Below are 14,172 nucleotides of genomic sequence, written 5' to 3' on the forward strand. Positions count from 1 at the left end.
CCGCGCGGGTGAACTCCAGCGCGGTCGCGGGCTTCCCCGCTCCGCGCGCCCACGCCGCGACCGTGAGGCAGGCGATCCCCACGCGCTCCGCGGGAGCGCGGGCCGGATCGGTCAGCACCTCCGCCAGGAGCTGGAGCGACCGCTCCAGCTCGGGGGCGGGCGCGGCCGCCAGCAGGTCGGCCATGCGCTGGTCGCGCGCGCCCGCTGCGAAGAGCGCGGAACGGTCCACCGGAGGGGTGGTCGCCCAGGCGCAGACGGTGCGCAGGGTGCGCCAGAGAAGCGCGCCCAGCTCTCCCTCGGTCTCCCCGAGGAGCGAGGCGCCCACCAGCCGCTCCTGCGCCGGGGCGGGAATGGGCGGGACCCGCCAGCGTCTTGTCCTGGAGCCGCGTTCGCTCATGGACGTGGGTTTCGGGATCGGGGTGTCGCGGAGGACGGCGGGACCGGCTCGTGACTCGCCGGGAAGTTATCGCGGCGACGCGACGGCGTCAAATGTTCGGTGCCGATCCGCCTGCCCGGCGGGTCATTCCTTCCCGGGCGCCTCCAGCAGCCCTGTTCCGGCGTACGGCTTCCCGCCGTGCGCCCGCCCGCCCAGGACCAGCCGCCCGTAGCCGTTCTCGGGGTCCTGGCCCCGCCGCAGCGCGCGCTGCACGGCGACCTCCCCGCGGTTGTAGGCGATCACTCCCAGCCGCACGTCGCCCTCGAAGAGCTCGATCATCTCGCGGAGGTTGGTGAAGCCCAGCCGCAGGTTGGTGCGCGGGTCGAGCAGCTCGCGGCGGGTGTCCACCTCCGGGTCGATGGCGCGCGCCGTCCCCGGCATGAGCTGGGTGAGCCCCACCGCGCCCCGGCCCACCGCGTTCACGTCGAAGACGCTCTCCACCCGCACCAGGCGGAACCCCAGCTCCGGGTCGATCCCCTGCTCGATCGCCGCGTCGTGGATGGTGCGGGCGAGCGCCCCGGTGATGTTGTAGCGCAGCGCGAGCTCGGAGATCGCCACCTCGCGCGGCGACTTGCGCGCCACCGCCCGCTCCAGGTAGGGCGCCTGCACCACGGGCGGCGGCCGGGGGATGGAGATCCGTCCGGCGCGGATGGTGTCCGGCGGCCCCCGGCGCGGGCCCAGCGCCAGCGACACGCTCGGCGCCCGCACCCCGACCGCCACCCCCAGCGCCACGGCGGCCGGGAGCGCGGCGAGCATCCACCGCGGCGGGCGGGTCCGCGGGACCGCGGGTCGGTTCGGATCCGGTGTGGGGCGCAGCGTCTCCTCCTGGCTCCGGTTCGGCGTACGGAGGCACTCCCGCGGCGTGCCGCGGGGCCCCGGGTCGCCCGGAACGTATGGCGCGGGACCCCGCCCGGGTCAAGCTTCCCGTCGCTCCGTCCGCCCTACCGTGCGCCCCAGTAGAGCACCAGGAGGATGCCGCCGAAGACGATCCGGTACCAGGCGAAGGGGACGAAGGTGTTGCTGGAGACGAAGCGGATCAGCGCCCGGATGAACACGATCGCCGAGAGGAAGGAAACCACGAACCCTACCGCGAACACCGGCACGTCCGCGGCGCTGAGCGTGTCCAGGCTCTTGTACAGGTCGTAGAACGACGCCGCGAACATGATGGGGATGGCGAGGAAGAACGAGAACTCCGTCGCCGCCACGCGCGACAGCCCCACCGCGATCCCGCCCATGATGGTGGCCCCCGAGCGCGAGGTCCCCGGGATGAGCGACAGGATCTGCGCGAGCCCCACCCAGAGCGCGCTCGGCGGCCGGATGTCGTCCACCGTCTCCGTGTGGAAGGGCCTGTGCCAGCGCTCCACGGCAAGGATGAGGAAGCCGCCCACCACCAGCGCGACCGCCACCACGAACGGGCTGAACAGGTGCTCCTTGATCCAGTCGTGCACCAGGAAGCCGATCGCCGCCGCCGGGACGAAGGCGATGGCGATGTTCAGGATCAGCCGCCGCGCCTCCGGGCTGGTGGGCGCCGCCCGGAGCACCCCGAAGATCTTGGCCCGGTACAGCCATACCACCGCCAGGATGGCTCCGAGCTGGATGAACACCTCGAAGGTCTCCGCGCCACGGTACTCGTCGAACCCCAGCCACCTGGCCGCCACGATCAGGTGGCCCGTGGAGGAGACGGGGAGGAACTCGGTGGCCCCTTCCACCAGCCCCATTACCGCCGCCTTGAGCAGGAGTATCCAGTCCATTCTTCGCTTTCGCAGTCAAAAAAGAAGGAGCCCCGCGGTCCGTTCCGCCGCCATCCGGCCGGCGAGCCGCCCCCGGAGCCCGAGCAGGGTCACGGGGGCGGTGGCAATCGCCATGCCGGGCAGGGGAGCCGCGCCGCGTCAGGTGATTGCTGGCGGAGCGCCCCGGCTCCCCCGCACCAGGCTGCTCAGCGTCCCCGCCGCGACGGTCACCGCCGACCCGATCAGCGCGAACCAGAGGGTGTCCACCACCTTGGGGATCGCGCCGAACTGCTGCGCGGCCCACAGCCCGCCCATCAGCACGATGGCGGCCGCCATCCCCAGCACGGCGTCGGCCTGGTCGGCGCGGCGCACCAGGATCCCCAAGAGGAAGCCGCCCAGGAGGCCCCCGTAGGTGAAGGAGGCGATCTGCAGCGCGACGATCACCACCGGCGTCCCCTGCGACGCCAGCTCGAAGAGCATCGCCCCGCCGATCAGCACCACGGCCCACAGGACCGTGAACGCCTTCCCCACGCGGGCCAGGTGCGCGTCGTCGCCCACGCGGCCGGCGAGCGGCGCGTACAGGTCGAAGGTGCTCGCCGAGGCCAGCGAGTTCAGCGACGAGGAGACGGTGGACATGGCCGCCGCCAGGATCGCCGCGATCACGATCCCCGTCACCCCCGGCGGGAGCTCCTCCACGATGAAGCGGGGAAAGATCTCGTCCGGGGTGGCGAACGCCTGCCCCCGGTAGAAGGCGTAGAGCCCCACCCCCACCACCAGGAACAGGGCGAACTGCAGGATCACCAGGACCCCGCTCCCCAGCAGCGCCCGGCGCGCGTCCGGGAGCGAGGGGGAGGCCAGGAGCCGCTGCACGATCAGGTGGTCCACCCCGTGCGAGGCCATGGAAAGGAAGGCGCCGCCCACCACCCCGGTGAGGAGCCAGCGGGCGTCCGCGAAGCCGCCGTCCAGGTGCACGACCCGCCACTTCTCCGCCGGGACCGAGGCCACCAGGGCGTCCCACCCGCCCGGCACGTCGCCCAGGATCACCACCAGCGCGGCCACGCCCCCGAACACGTACAGGAACATTTGCACGACGTCGGTCCAGATCACCGCCTTCAGCCCGCCGTGGTAGGTGTACAGCAGGGTGACGGCGCCGGTGAGGAGAATGGCCTGCCAGTAGGGGAGCCCGGTGATGAGCCGGATGGGGATGGCGGTGGCGAAGACCCGCACCCCGTCCGCGAAGGCGCGCGTCACCATGAAGATCACCGAGGCGAAGCGGCGGGTGGCGAGCCCGAACCGCCGCTCCAGCAGCGCGTACGCGGTCAGCATCTCCCCGCGGAAGTAGCCGGGGAGGAGGAGCGCGGCCACGGCGATCCGCCCCAGCAGGTACCCGGCCGCGAGCTGCAGCATCCACAGGTCGCTGCCGTACGCCGTGGCGGGGAGGCTGATGAAGGTCAGCGCGCTCGTCTCGGTGGCGACCACCGAGAAGCACACCGCCCACCAGGGGATGGAGCGGTCGGCCAGGAAGTAGTCGCGCGCGTCCTTTTGCTTCCGCCCCAGCCAGGTGCCGAACGCGGTCACGCCCGCCACGTACGCCACCAGCACGACCACGTCCAGCGTGGTGAACGCCCCCGTCATCCGGGCCCCGCCCCGCCGCTCCGCTCCCCCATGCCTCCTCCTCCGCGCTGCGTTCTCCGGGATGGAAGCGGGGAAGGTAGCGTCCGCCTGCCGCGGCAACAACGCCGGTGCCGTGCGACGGCTACGCAGGCGCGAAGTGGGTGACGCTCTCCAGGAAGTCGCTGAAGGGGAACATGTCAAAGCTGCGGAGCGCCAGCGGACGGTAGCCGGCGCGGACGAAGGCGAGGGCGTCGCGGAGGTGGGCGTCGATGGAGCAGGAGACCAGGCAGACGGCGGAGGGGCGCCAGCGGGCGACGGCCTCCGGGACCCCGGGGCCGCAGCCGAAGCGGGAGGGGTTCACGAAGACCACGTCCGGGGCGTCGAAGGCACGTGCCGCGGCGAAGCGCGCTGCGTCCTCCCGCAGGTACTCCGCCCGGGCGAGACCGTGCAGCCGCACGTTGCGGCGGGCGCTCTCGATGGCCCAGCGGTTGTTGTCGGCGCCCACCACCCGCGTCCGCGGGGTGGCCGCGAGCACGGAGTGGAGCCCCGCGCCGCAGTACAGGTCCACGACCGCGGCCGGCGCGCCGAGCGGACGCTGGACCGCCTCCACCAGCTCCGGGACGAGCCGCAGGTTGCTCTGGAAGAAGGCCCGGTGGTGCGCCAGGACCGTCGTGCCGCGCAGCCGGTTCGCCAGGTACGCCTCGCCGGCCTCGATCCCGGCGGAGGGGACGGAAGCGCCGAGCAGCCCCGGCACCCCGTCCAGGAGCATGCGGCAGAGGGGCTCCAGCGCAGCGGCCCCCTCCCGGGGCGCGGAGACGGCCAGGTGCGCGCGGCGGGTGCCGTGCTCCAGGCGCAGCTCGAAGCCGTGGACCGCCCCCGCGGGATCACCGCGCAGCAGGAGGTCGCGGGCGCGGAGCGCGGCCGGCCGGACCTCCTCCGGGAGCGTCCAGAGCGCCTCCTCCAGGGGGACGCGCCCCCGCCTGGGGTCCACCCCGAACGCCCTCGCCTCCCCGCCGCCGCGGAACACCCGGAAGCTGGCGTGCCCGCGCCAGCCGTGCTCCACGGGGCAGCGGAGGATCCCCGCGAAGGGAAGCTCCAGGGCGCACGCGGCCAGGAGCGCCCGGACACGCGCCTCCTTCGCGGCGAGGTGCGACTCGTACTCCGGGGTGAGGTCGTTCACCGGGATGGCGGGGACGGGGAGGGTGGAGCGCATGTTGCGATCCGGGAGGAGGAGAGCAGGGCCAACACGGACCCCGTCCCCGTACGTGCTCCATGCCCGAGTCCTTCGACGCATTCGCCCACGGGACCGCCCGCGCCATCGAGGCGGCCGGCATCTCCGTCATCGTCCTGGCGGCGGTGGCCGCGACGCTCGTCTTCCTGCAGCGCGTCCTCGCCACCCGCGAGTACGAGGCGGCCTACCACCGCTACCGGAGCCATCTCGGCCGCGGGATCCTGCTGGGGCTGGAGCTGCTGGTGGCCGCGGACATCATCGGCACCGTCGCGGTGGCCCCTACCTTCGAGAGCCTGGGCGTCCTCGCCCTCATCGTGGTGATCCGCACCTTCCTCAGCTTCTCCCTGGAGGTGGAGATCAACGGCTACTGGCCCTGGCAGGCCAGCCGCATGGAGGGGCACACGCCGCGCGACGAGCGCTGAAGTCTGCGTGCGGCGGCGGCGAAGCGCGAGCCCCCTCCCGCCTGCAGCGGCGGGAGGGGGCTCACGGCACGCTGGCCGGAGCGGCCTCAGCGGGTCGCGGCCCTGACACGGCGGAACTCCCGGACGAAGGCGCGGGCGTCCGCCTCGGAGAAGCTCTCCATCACCTCGGTGCCGTTGACGTTCACGGAGTCGAAGACCCGCTCGCCGTCCATGCCGGTGAAGACCAGGCGCCCGTCCCGGTAGTGCGCGTCGCGCAGCTCGCTCACGGGGTACTCCACGCTGCGCTTCAGCATGGTCTCCACCGTGCCGCGCACGGCGGCCTTCACCACCTGCGCGAAGAAGCCGGCGGCCTCCTCTTCCTCCTTCCGCATGTCCCGCCCGATCTGGCGGAGCCCGCCGTCCGTGAGCTGCATCGTGATCACCTCCTGCGTCAGGAGGAGCGTCACCATGCCGTTGCTGGTGTTGATGGCGATCCGGGCGTCGCGCGGGTCGCGCCGCCGCCCGATCCGGCCGGGGGAGTCGGACGCGTCGCTGCTCGACACGCTGACGCCGGTGGGGCTCTGCGCGGTCTGCTGCGCGGGCGCGGCCTCGACCGAGGCGAGGAGGAGCGGCAGAAGGAGGAGGACGGCTCTCATGGTCGGTTCCGGTGCGGGTTGGAGCGGCTCGTCTCCGCCCCCGTACGGGAGGCGCCCGGCGGGAGTTTCACCGCCCCCTGGCGATGGCGTTGCGGGCGATGCGGTCCACCATCCCCGGCGCGATCAGCTTCAGCCACATCCCCACCTTCGCGCGGCCGGTCATCACCACCTCGCGCTTCCGCGCGGCCGCGGCCTCCGCGATGCGGCGGGCGCACTCCTCCACCGTCATGACCTCGCGCTCGCGCACGGGGCTGTTCCCGGCGCCCAGCGGGCTGCCGTCCGGCCCGAAGGCCCGCTCCCGGATCCCGGTGGAGACGAAGCCGGGGTAGATCATGGTGACGGACACGCCGGTCCCGTCCAGCTCGATGCGCAGCGAGTCGAAGAACCCCGCCATGGCGTGCTTGCTCGCCGCGTAGGCGCTGCGCGTGGGGACCCCCGTCTTTCCCGTGAGGCTGGACACGCCCACGATGCGGCCGCGCGCACGCTTCAGGTGCGGGAGCGCGTGGTGGGTGCACCAGACGCTCCCCAGGTAGTTGACGCGCATGATCCGCTCGAAGATGGAGAGGTCGGTGATCTCCTCGAAGCGGGCCCACATGCTCAGGCCGGCGTTGTTGACGAGCGTGTCCAGCCGGCCGTACTCGGCCACCGTGCGCTCCACCAGCGCCGCGCACTGCGCCTCGTCCCCCACGTCGGTGGCGACGGCGACGGCCCGCCCGCCGCGCGCCCGGCACTCCGCCGCCACCTCCTCCAGGCGCGCCGCGTCGCGCGCCGCCAGCGCCAGCCAGGCGCCCCGGTCGGCGAGCTGCCGGGCCAGCTCCGCGCCGATCCCGGCGGAGGCGCCGGTGACCACCACCACGTTCTCCCGGAACACCGAAGGGTCGCTCATGGGCTGCTCGCTGGGGTCGGGGGGTGCGTCTCCGCCGGCGCCTCACGGCGTATGATGGGGGGCTGCCGTGGCCGCGGCAACCTCCACGGCCCGGGCCGCCCGCCGCGCACGTCCAGCCGGGAACCTTGCGGTCGGGCCCGTTCGCGCCTACAATGCCTCACTCCTCACAGCCGACGGCCGTCCCCTCCCCCACGCTCCCCCGGGAAGCGGGGACAGCCCTGGCCGTGACTCCTCCGCGGCTCCGGTCCCGTCATCGGGAGCCGCAAGCTCCACTCCTCAACTTTCCGTGAGTCCCATGCGACGCGTTCTCCCTGCACTCTGCGTCGGGGCCGGCGCCCTGCTGTTCTCGGGCTGCGACGACCCCGCCACCCCCACCCGCCCCGCCGACGCCGCGGCGAGCACCTCCGCCGGCACTGCGAGCCGGGGCGGCTTCGAGGTGTGGACCGTGGACCAGTCGAACACCTCCGGCGTGAGCTACGGCGGCAGGATCCTGATCCACGACGGGGCGATGCTGATGGGGGACGCCGCCGCGTCCGCCACTCCGCAGGCCACGCTCGACCTTTCGGGGGAGACCAGCACCCTCTGCAGGCAGTCCACCGGGGCGTTCCCGGTCCGTCCGCACATGCTCCTCTTCAACCGCGCGGAGACGCACGCGGTGCTGTCGTTCGTCACGAGCGGGCACGTGGTGGTCTTCGACGCCGCCGCCCGGAAGCCGGTGAGCTGCATCCGCACCTCCGCGGGCGCGGGCGGCGCCCGGCAGGCGCACGCCGCCTTCCCCTCTCCCGACGACTCGTACATCCTGGTGGCCAACCAGAACGGGAAGCTCCTGGAGCGGATCGACACCGACTACGCCGCGAACCGGTTCGTGCTGAACTCCGCGGCGACGCTGAACCTGGCGACCTGCACCACCCCCAACGGGCTCCCGTGCCAGTCCCCGGCGCTGCGGCCGGACAACGCGCCGATCTGCCCGATCGTCGACGGCACCGGCGACTACGGCTTCACCACCCTGCGGGGCGGCGGGATGTTCGTGGTGGACGCCCGCTCCACCCCCATGCGGATCGTCGCGGAGTACGACCGCAGCGTGGTGGGCGCCAACGGCTGCGGCGGGGCGGAGGCGGCCGGCTCCATGTACATCAACTCCGGCGGGGGGACCGCGTCGCACCTGCACGGCTTCGACGTCTTCCGCTTCCCGCTCACCGGGTACGACCCGTCGCACGCGCCCAACCTCCCGGCGCCGCAGGTGCTCTTCTCCAGCGACGAGCACGACCGCGACGGCCATGGGATGGTGGTGTCGCGCGACGAGCGGTACCTCTGGGTGTTCGACCGGGACGCGAACGTGGCCGAGGTGTTCGACGCGGCCACCGGCGCCCACACGGGCACCGTCGCCCTGGCGGGCGCGGTCAGCGACGACCCCACCCCCGACCTGGCGGACATCTCCCCCTCCGGGAGCCGGATCTTCGTGACGCTCCGCGGCCCCAACCCGCTGACGGGCGATCCGCACGTCGCCACGGGGAGCACCCCGGGGATCGGGATCGTCCAGGTACAGGAGGGCGGCCGGACCGGGACCCTGAAGGCGGTCGTCCCCATCAGCAACCGGGACGCGAACGGCGTGGAGCGGGCTGACCCGCACGGGATCCGCATCCGCCGCCGCTGAGCCGCACGACACCCGCGCCTGCGCGGCCCGGAGCCGCGCAGGCCCCTTCCGCACGACCGAGCTCATCACGGAGGCAACTGGTGGAGCACCCCGTAGCACGCGGACCCAACTTCGTTTACGGAAAGCAGTTCGTCCTCGACGCGTATGGCCGGGACACCTGGAACCGGGTGCTGGCGCGCATGCCCGACCCCGCCGCAGGGGTGTGGAAGGGCATCTTCCTGGCGACCGAGGTGTACCCCTTCAGCGCGTTCAAGGCCATGGCGACCGCGCTCGCGCAGGAGACGGGGATGCGCAACGACGCCGAGCTGGCGCGCATGTACTCCTTCATCGCCGACCAGAGCCTGAACCGGATCTACAAGGTGTTCTTCCGGCTCGCGAACCCCTCGTTCGTGATCGGGAACTACCCCAAGCTGTGGACGCGCTTCTTCGCGGCCGGGCAGGTGGAGGTCCCCGAGTCCGGCCGGGAGCACGCGACCGTGGTGTTCACGCTTCCGGAGATGTTCCTGGACTGGCTCCCCCCCGCCTGCCTCGGCTTCTCCACCAAGGCGGTGGAGATGGCGGGAGGGCGGGAGCTGACGCAGCAGCAGCGGGGGAAGACCCGCGTGGCCGCGGGGGAGTGGCAGATCACGTTCGACCTGCGCTGGAGGGAGTAACCTTCCGGCGGCATGCGTCCGCGCCGAAACGAACGGGGGCTCCGGGACATCGTTCCGGGGCCCCCGTTCGGCGTCAGCGGCCCGGACCGCCCGCCCTTGCGCACCCCGGGGCCGGCCCGTAAAGTATACAGTGTAACGGCGACGATGGTGTACGGAAATTACAGGGCGGAGAGCCGCCCCGACGCCCTCTCCTGGAGCGGATGAGGGCCTTCTTCGCCGTGTACACCCGCACCTTCTCGCTGCGCTTCGTCTCGGAGAAGAAGCTGGAGAGGAGGGTGGCGCACACCACCATCGACAAGTTCCTCCACGGCTCGGTCCCGGTGTACGCCACGATGCAGCTCCTCCGCAAGCTGTACATGGACGAGTACCGGAAGGACCTCCCCACCGACCCCGACCCGCAGGTCGCGGCGATCTACCTCACCTACCTCCTCAACCGCATCCCGGACGAGCACCGCCGCGCCGCGTACGACGAGATGGTGCGCGCCCTGCGGCACGTCCACATCCGCGCGGCGGCGGACGTGCCGCCCTGGCTGGAGCGCACCGCGGAGCTGTACGAGAGCGACGAGCCGCCCCCGCCTCCCGCCCCGCCCCCCATTCCTCCTCCACGCCCGCGCGGCCCGGACGACGAGCCGCCCCAGTACCCTCGCGGGCGCGGGCGGAAGAAGTCCTGACCGCACCGCCGGGCGCGGCGCCTCAGCTCTGCCCGCGGATCCGCACGGTGCGCTCCAGCTCGTCGCGCGCCTGGAGCACCTTGCGCCGCACGTCCAGGGGCAGCTCCGGGTGGGCGGACAGGAAGGCGTCCACCTCCGCCAGCGCCGCGGGCTCCGTCTGCCCGCCCAGGAAGGCGCCGATCCAGCGCGGGAGGAAGAAGATGCGGCGGTTGTCGCGGATCCACTCCAGCTCCTCCAGCGCCGGGCGGAGGTGCGGGAGCGTGAGCCGCGCGTGCGCCGGGTCGTTGAAGGCGCCCAGCGAGGCGGTGACCCACTCCTCGTTCAGCGACGCGTCGCGCAGGTAGCGGCGGAAGTACTCCGCCTTGGCGGCGGGGTCCGGACGCGCCGCCCCGGCCACGAAGGCGCGCCGGGCCGCCTCCGGGGTGGTGTCGCGCGCCGCCTCGGCCGCGTACAGCGAGTCCGCCGCCGGGTCGCCCACGGCCAGGAGCTGCGCCACCGCGGCCCAGCGGCTCGGAGGGCGGAGCGGCTCCCCGGCGAAGCGGCGGGTGCCGGCCAGGTACTCGCGCATCACCCCGCGCGCCTCGGGGGTGCGGGCCACCGCCAGGTAGGTGTCCAGGGCCGCCTTGCGCAGCCCGTACGAGAGCGAGTCGTTCCCGGCGCGGGCCAGGAGCATCCGCTCCCACTCCGGGAGGAGCCGCGCCGCCTCCGCGTCGGGGAGGTAGCGGGTCAGCGCGGCGGCGCCGCGCCCCAGGAGCGTCCCGGCGATCTGCTCGTCGCGCTCGCGGGGAAGCTCGCGCAGGGTGAGCGCCAGGTACACGGCCGGGTCCAGCCGCGCCTCGCGCACCAGGTCCCAGAGCGCGCCCCAGAGCATGGCGCGCAGCAGGCCGTCCCCGGTCTCGCCCACGTGACGCAGGACGTGCTCGGCGCTCCGCGGGTCCAGCAGGAAGAGGCCGTAGCCGTAGTCCCCCTCGTTGGCCCACACCCAGTCCGGCGCGGGGAGCCCCGCCGCCGCGGCCACCACGGTGGTGTCGCCGGTGAAGGCCACGGAGAGCACGCTGTCGGGCCGGTCGCGGTAGCCCAGGCGCACCCGCACCCGCCCCGGCCACCACCCGCCGCGGTCGCCCGGGAGGGCGCGCGCGGGGCGCTGCACGAGCGCCAGCCTCTCGATGCGGCCCCCGTCCACGTCGAGCGCCGTCTCCACCACCGGCATCCCCGCGCGGAGGATGTACTGCGCGCCGAAGGCCTCGAGCGACGTGCCGGACGCCTCCTCGACGGCCCGCAGCAGGTCCTCCCAGGTGGCGTTGGCGTAGGCGTGGCGCCGGAGGAAGATGCGCAGCCCCTCGCGGAAGGCGTCCTCCCCCACCAGGAACTCCAGCTGCTTGAGGATGGAGGGCGCCTTGTTGTAGACGATGGGCCCGTAGTTCCCCTTCGCCAGGTCCAGGTTGGGGAGGTCCTGCCAGACGGGGACCGTCCCCTCGGTGACGTCGGTGCCGTAGGCGACCGGCTTGTTGCGCAGGTAGAAGGTCTTCCACGCCTCCGAGCCGGGGTCCAGCTCGTCCTGCATCTTCGCCGCCATGTAGGTGGAGAAGCCCTCCTTGAGCCACAGGTCGTCGAACCACCGCATGGTCACTAGGTCCCCGAACCACTGGTGTGCAACCTCGTGGTAGGTGGTGGCCTTGCGCGACAGGCGCTCGTTGAGGGTGGGGGGCTCGCGGAAGACGAAGGTGTTCTCGTTGTAGAACACCGCCCCCACGTGCTCCATCCCGCCGAAGGGGAAGGCGGGGGCCAGGAGCATGTCGTACTTGGCGAACGGGAAAGGGATGCCGAAGTAGCGCTCCAGCCACTCCAGGGCGTCGCGGTTGCTGCGGAGCAGCGTGTCCGCGTCCACGTCGCGCGCCACGGTGCGGCGGGCGTACAGAGTGATCGGCCGCCCCCCGGCCGGCGCGGACTCCCATCGCCGCCACGGCCCGGCGGCGAAGGCGGCCAGGTAGGTGGAGATGGGCTCCGTCTCCGCGAAGCGCCACGCCACCCGCCCCGGCGCCAGCGTGTCGACCGCGGCGAGCGGGCCGTTGGCGAGCACGCTCCACTCCGGCTGCGCCACGATCTCCACGCGGAAGCGGCCCTTGAGGTCCGGCTGGTCGAAGGAGGGGAAGAGCTGGTTGGCGTCGGCCGGGACGAGCAGGGTGTACAGGTACCGCGCGTCGTCCGAGGGGTCCTCGTAGCGGATCACGCTCGCGCCGGCCGGGGCGATGCGCGAGGCGAAGCGGAAGGCCACGGTGTTGGCGCCGGCGCGGAGGTGGCGCGCGGGGATGCGGACGTGCCCCTCCGCCCAGGTGTGGTCGTCGACGGGCGCGCCGTTGGCGGCCACGCTGTCCAGCTCCAGCCCGCGGAAGTCCACCACCAGGTCGCCCGCGCCGGGCCTCCGGTCGAACGAAACCGCGACCCGCCCGCGCGCGGTGTCGACATGGGTGACGTCCAGCGACAGGGCGTAGCGCACGTCCGAGAGGGTGCGCGCCCGCTCCCGCGCCAGCTCGAGCGACACGCCCGGCCGCATGAAGGCGCTCACGTCGGGGCCGCCGCGGCCCGCGGTGGCGCACCCGGCGAGGAGGAGGAGCGCGGCCGCCGCCGCCCACGTCCACCGTTCCGACCGATGCGACGCGAGGACTGCCGGGAGACGCATGGACGGGACTCCTGTGGGGGAACTGTGCGGATTGACGCCGTGGAATGTGGCCGCAATCCCAGCGCGTGGCAAGCGCCAGGGCGGATTCGGAGCGGGGGCACGGTTGCGGACTGCCGTGAGGCTCGTCTATCCTTCGGCTCCATCCGCAGCCGAGAGGATCCCGCCTGTGAAGTATCGCGTCTACATCGACGAGACGGGCAACTCCGACATGAAGAGTTCGGGGAATCCCAATCACCGCTATCTGAGCCTGACGGGAGTGGTCCTCGACCTCACGCACACCGCTGCGGTGGTCCATCCGCAGATGGAGGCACTCAAGTCCAGCTTCTTCGAGGCCCACCATCCGGACGAGCCCGTCATCTTCCACCGGAAGGAGATCGTCAATCGGAAGCATCCCTTCGAGTGCCTGGAGGATGAGCAGGTCCGCGGCGCCTTCGATGCAGCCGTCCTCGAGTGCTTCCGCCGTTGGGAATACACCCTCATCAGCGTCTGCCTCGACAAGCAGCGCTACCTCGAGAAATACCGTCAGTGGCGCTACGACCCGTATCACTACTGCTTGAGCGTGCTCCTCGAGCACTTTGTCCCGTTCCTGGAGGACGAAGGAGCCCAGGCAGACGCCATGGCGGAGTCTCGGGGAAAGAACGAGGACATGCGCCTGAAAGAGGAGTTCACCCGGATCTGGATGCAGGGCACAGAGAACGTCAGCGCCGAACGATTCCAGGCGGTGCTCAGCAGCCGACAGCTCAAGGTGAAGCCGAAGGCCGCGAACGTCGCGGGCCTCCAGCTGGCTGACCTCGTGGCCCACCCCTGCCGCAATATCATCCTGCAGGAGAACGGGCTCTTGGAGAAGGAGATCGCCCCGTTCGGAACGGTTGTGGCCGAGGCACTCGAGGCCAAGCACCTGCGTCGCGCCGATCTCGTAGTCGGTAAGGAGATGAGGTAAACGAAAAAGGGCCCCGAGTGGGGCCCTTCCGATGGCTTCGCCATCCACCTCCGGGTAAACCGGATTACCCTAAAGGTAAACCCTGCTCCCTGCTCTGTCAATCGTCCTCTAAATCCGTTGAATTCACCTCAATCCGGGCCCATCGAATGGGAGGGAGAACGCAGGCGCAGCATCTCCCAGACAAGCCCCCGAGGCGAACACGGAGAGGAATGCACGCAGGCACACCTGGTGGCTGCACGGCCTGGGCCTGTTACCGCACCAGACCACCGATGGCAGGACCGGCTCGAACTGGTCGGCGCTCACCCCGGCGGGATCGGCGGCACGTCCTGGCAGAGGATGGGGATGCCGCGCGCCTGGATCGGCGCGGCGAGCACGTCCAGCTTCGCCGCGTCCGAGAGGGCGAGGAGGTGCAGGCGGAGGAGGAGCCGCGAGAGCCCGGCCGTGCTCCGCATCCCGGCCTCCTCCGCGCGCGCGGCGTGGACCGGCGCGAGGGTGGCCACGCGCAGCATGGACTCCAGCATGTGGCGGAGCATGCAGTGGCAGCACGGCGTCGCCTCCAGCGCGGCCAGCTCCGCCCCGAGCGCCGCGGCGGCCCCGCCGAAGCCGTCCCGCGCCAGCGC

The 14,172-nt window shown here is 72.4% G+C and carries 14 protein-coding genes; 5 read left to right on the top strand and 9 right to left on the bottom strand.

Going from position 1 to position 14,172, the window contains the following annotated elements; all coding sequences use genetic code 11:
- The 5 genes from VGR37_06800 to VGR37_06820 form a co-directional block, all read right to left on the bottom strand.
- The coding region (locus VGR37_06800; GenBank protein ID HEV2147092.1) for a hypothetical protein at nt 1-397 on the bottom strand (397 nt) is incomplete at its 3' end.
- A 123-nt stretch (nt 398-520) separates the two neighbouring features.
- Complete coding sequence (locus tag VGR37_06805; GenBank protein ID HEV2147093.1) at nt 521-1,192, bottom strand: transglycosylase SLT domain-containing protein; 672 nt, start codon at nt 1,190-1,192, stop codon at nt 521-523.
- A 185-nt stretch (nt 1,193-1,377) separates the two neighbouring features.
- Nucleotides 1,378-2,187 carry an undecaprenyl-diphosphate phosphatase gene (locus VGR37_06810; GenBank protein HEV2147094.1) on the bottom strand — a complete coding sequence of 270 codons (810 nt, stop codon included), beginning with the start codon at nt 2,185-2,187 and terminating at the stop codon, nt 1,378-1,380.
- Nucleotides 2,188-2,325: 138 nt separating this feature from the next.
- A complete protein-coding gene (locus VGR37_06815) occupies nt 2,326-3,801 on the bottom strand; it encodes a sodium:solute symporter (GenBank protein ID HEV2147095.1) in 1,476 nt (491 codons plus the stop codon).
- A gap of 121 nt (nt 3,802-3,922) precedes the next feature.
- Complete coding sequence (locus VGR37_06820) at nt 3,923-4,993, bottom strand: methyltransferase (GenBank protein HEV2147096.1); 1,071 nt, start codon at nt 4,991-4,993, stop codon at nt 3,923-3,925.
- 59 nt (nt 4,994-5,052) lie between these two features.
- Between VGR37_06820 and VGR37_06825 the strand changes: the two genes are divergently transcribed.
- Complete coding sequence (locus VGR37_06825) at nt 5,053-5,433, top strand: DUF1622 domain-containing protein (GenBank protein HEV2147097.1); 381 nt, start codon at nt 5,053-5,055, stop codon at nt 5,431-5,433.
- A gap of 86 nt (nt 5,434-5,519) precedes the next feature.
- Here VGR37_06825 and VGR37_06830 read toward each other — a convergent pair whose 3' ends face one another.
- Both VGR37_06830 and VGR37_06835 read right to left on the bottom strand, forming a co-directional pair.
- The gene (locus tag VGR37_06830) at nt 5,520-6,068 is read right to left on the bottom strand and encodes a hypothetical protein (protein HEV2147098.1); all 549 of its coding nucleotides are present in this window, start codon (nt 6,066-6,068) and stop codon (nt 5,520-5,522) included.
- 67 nt (nt 6,069-6,135) lie between these two features.
- Nucleotides 6,136-6,954 carry an SDR family oxidoreductase gene (locus VGR37_06835; protein ID HEV2147099.1) on the bottom strand — a complete coding sequence of 273 codons (819 nt, stop codon included), beginning with the start codon at nt 6,952-6,954 and terminating at the stop codon, nt 6,136-6,138.
- A gap of 295 nt (nt 6,955-7,249) precedes the next feature.
- Here VGR37_06835 and VGR37_06840 point away from each other — a divergent pair, with 295 nt between their 5' ends.
- The 3 genes from VGR37_06840 to VGR37_06850 all read left to right on the top strand — a co-directional run bounded on the left by VGR37_06840 (nt 7,250) and on the right by VGR37_06850 (nt 9,932).
- On the top strand, nt 7,250-8,608 hold the full coding sequence (locus VGR37_06840; GenBank protein HEV2147100.1) for a hypothetical protein: 1,359 nt from the start codon (nt 7,250-7,252) through the stop codon (nt 8,606-8,608).
- Between the two features lie 80 nt (nt 8,609-8,688).
- A complete protein-coding gene (locus tag VGR37_06845; GenBank protein HEV2147101.1) occupies nt 8,689-9,261 on the top strand; it encodes a hypothetical protein in 573 nt (190 codons plus the stop codon).
- Nucleotides 9,262-9,461: 200 nt separating this feature from the next.
- On the top strand, nt 9,462-9,932 hold the full coding sequence (locus VGR37_06850) for a hypothetical protein (protein HEV2147102.1): 471 nt from the start codon (nt 9,462-9,464) through the stop codon (nt 9,930-9,932).
- Nucleotides 9,933-9,954: 22 nt separating this feature from the next.
- Here the strand turns inward: VGR37_06850 and VGR37_06855 are convergent, their stop codons facing one another.
- Nucleotides 9,955-12,612 carry a M1 family aminopeptidase gene (locus VGR37_06855; GenBank protein HEV2147103.1) on the bottom strand — a complete coding sequence of 886 codons (2,658 nt, stop codon included), beginning with the start codon at nt 12,610-12,612 and terminating at the stop codon, nt 9,955-9,957.
- Between the two features lie 166 nt (nt 12,613-12,778).
- Here VGR37_06855 and VGR37_06860 point away from each other — a divergent pair, with 166 nt between their 5' ends.
- Nucleotides 12,779-13,552 carry a DUF3800 domain-containing protein gene (locus VGR37_06860; protein ID HEV2147104.1) on the top strand — a complete coding sequence of 258 codons (774 nt, stop codon included), beginning with the start codon at nt 12,779-12,781 and terminating at the stop codon, nt 13,550-13,552.
- Between the two features lie 299 nt (nt 13,553-13,851).
- Here the strand turns inward: VGR37_06860 and VGR37_06865 are convergent.
- Nucleotides 13,852-14,172: hypothetical protein (locus VGR37_06865; GenBank protein HEV2147105.1), on the bottom strand; the 321-nt coding region annotated here is incomplete at its 5' end.

It is taken from the genome of Longimicrobiaceae bacterium (assembly GCA_035936415.1).
Taxonomy (GTDB): domain Bacteria; phylum Gemmatimonadota; class Gemmatimonadetes; order Longimicrobiales; family Longimicrobiaceae; genus JAFAYN01.

Coding starts and splice junctions, on each gene's coding strand:
- VGR37_06805 (HEV2147093.1), bottom strand. CDS start 1,192: ATGCTCGCCGCGCTCCCGGCCGCCGTGGCGCTGGGGGTGGCGGTCGGG.
- VGR37_06810 (HEV2147094.1), bottom strand. CDS start 2,187: ATGGACTGGATACTCCTGCTCAAGGCGGCGGTAATGGGGCTGGTGGAA.
- VGR37_06815 (HEV2147095.1), bottom strand. CDS start 3,801: ATGACGGGGGCGTTCACCACGCTGGACGTGGTCGTGCTGGTGGCGTAC.
- VGR37_06820 (HEV2147096.1), bottom strand. CDS start 4,993: ATGCGCTCCACCCTCCCCGTCCCCGCCATCCCGGTGAACGACCTCACC.
- VGR37_06825 (HEV2147097.1), top strand. CDS start 5,053: ATGCCCGAGTCCTTCGACGCATTCGCCCACGGGACCGCCCGCGCCATC.
- VGR37_06830 (HEV2147098.1), bottom strand. CDS start 6,068: ATGAGAGCCGTCCTCCTCCTTCTGCCGCTCCTCCTCGCCTCGGTCGAG.
- VGR37_06835 (HEV2147099.1), bottom strand. CDS start 6,954: ATGAGCGACCCTTCGGTGTTCCGGGAGAACGTGGTGGTGGTCACCGGC.
- VGR37_06840 (HEV2147100.1), top strand. CDS start 7,250: ATGCGACGCGTTCTCCCTGCACTCTGCGTCGGGGCCGGCGCCCTGCTG.
- VGR37_06850 (HEV2147102.1), top strand. CDS start 9,462: ATGAGGGCCTTCTTCGCCGTGTACACCCGCACCTTCTCGCTGCGCTTC.
- VGR37_06855 (HEV2147103.1), bottom strand. CDS start 12,612: ATGCGTCTCCCGGCAGTCCTCGCGTCGCATCGGTCGGAACGGTGGACG.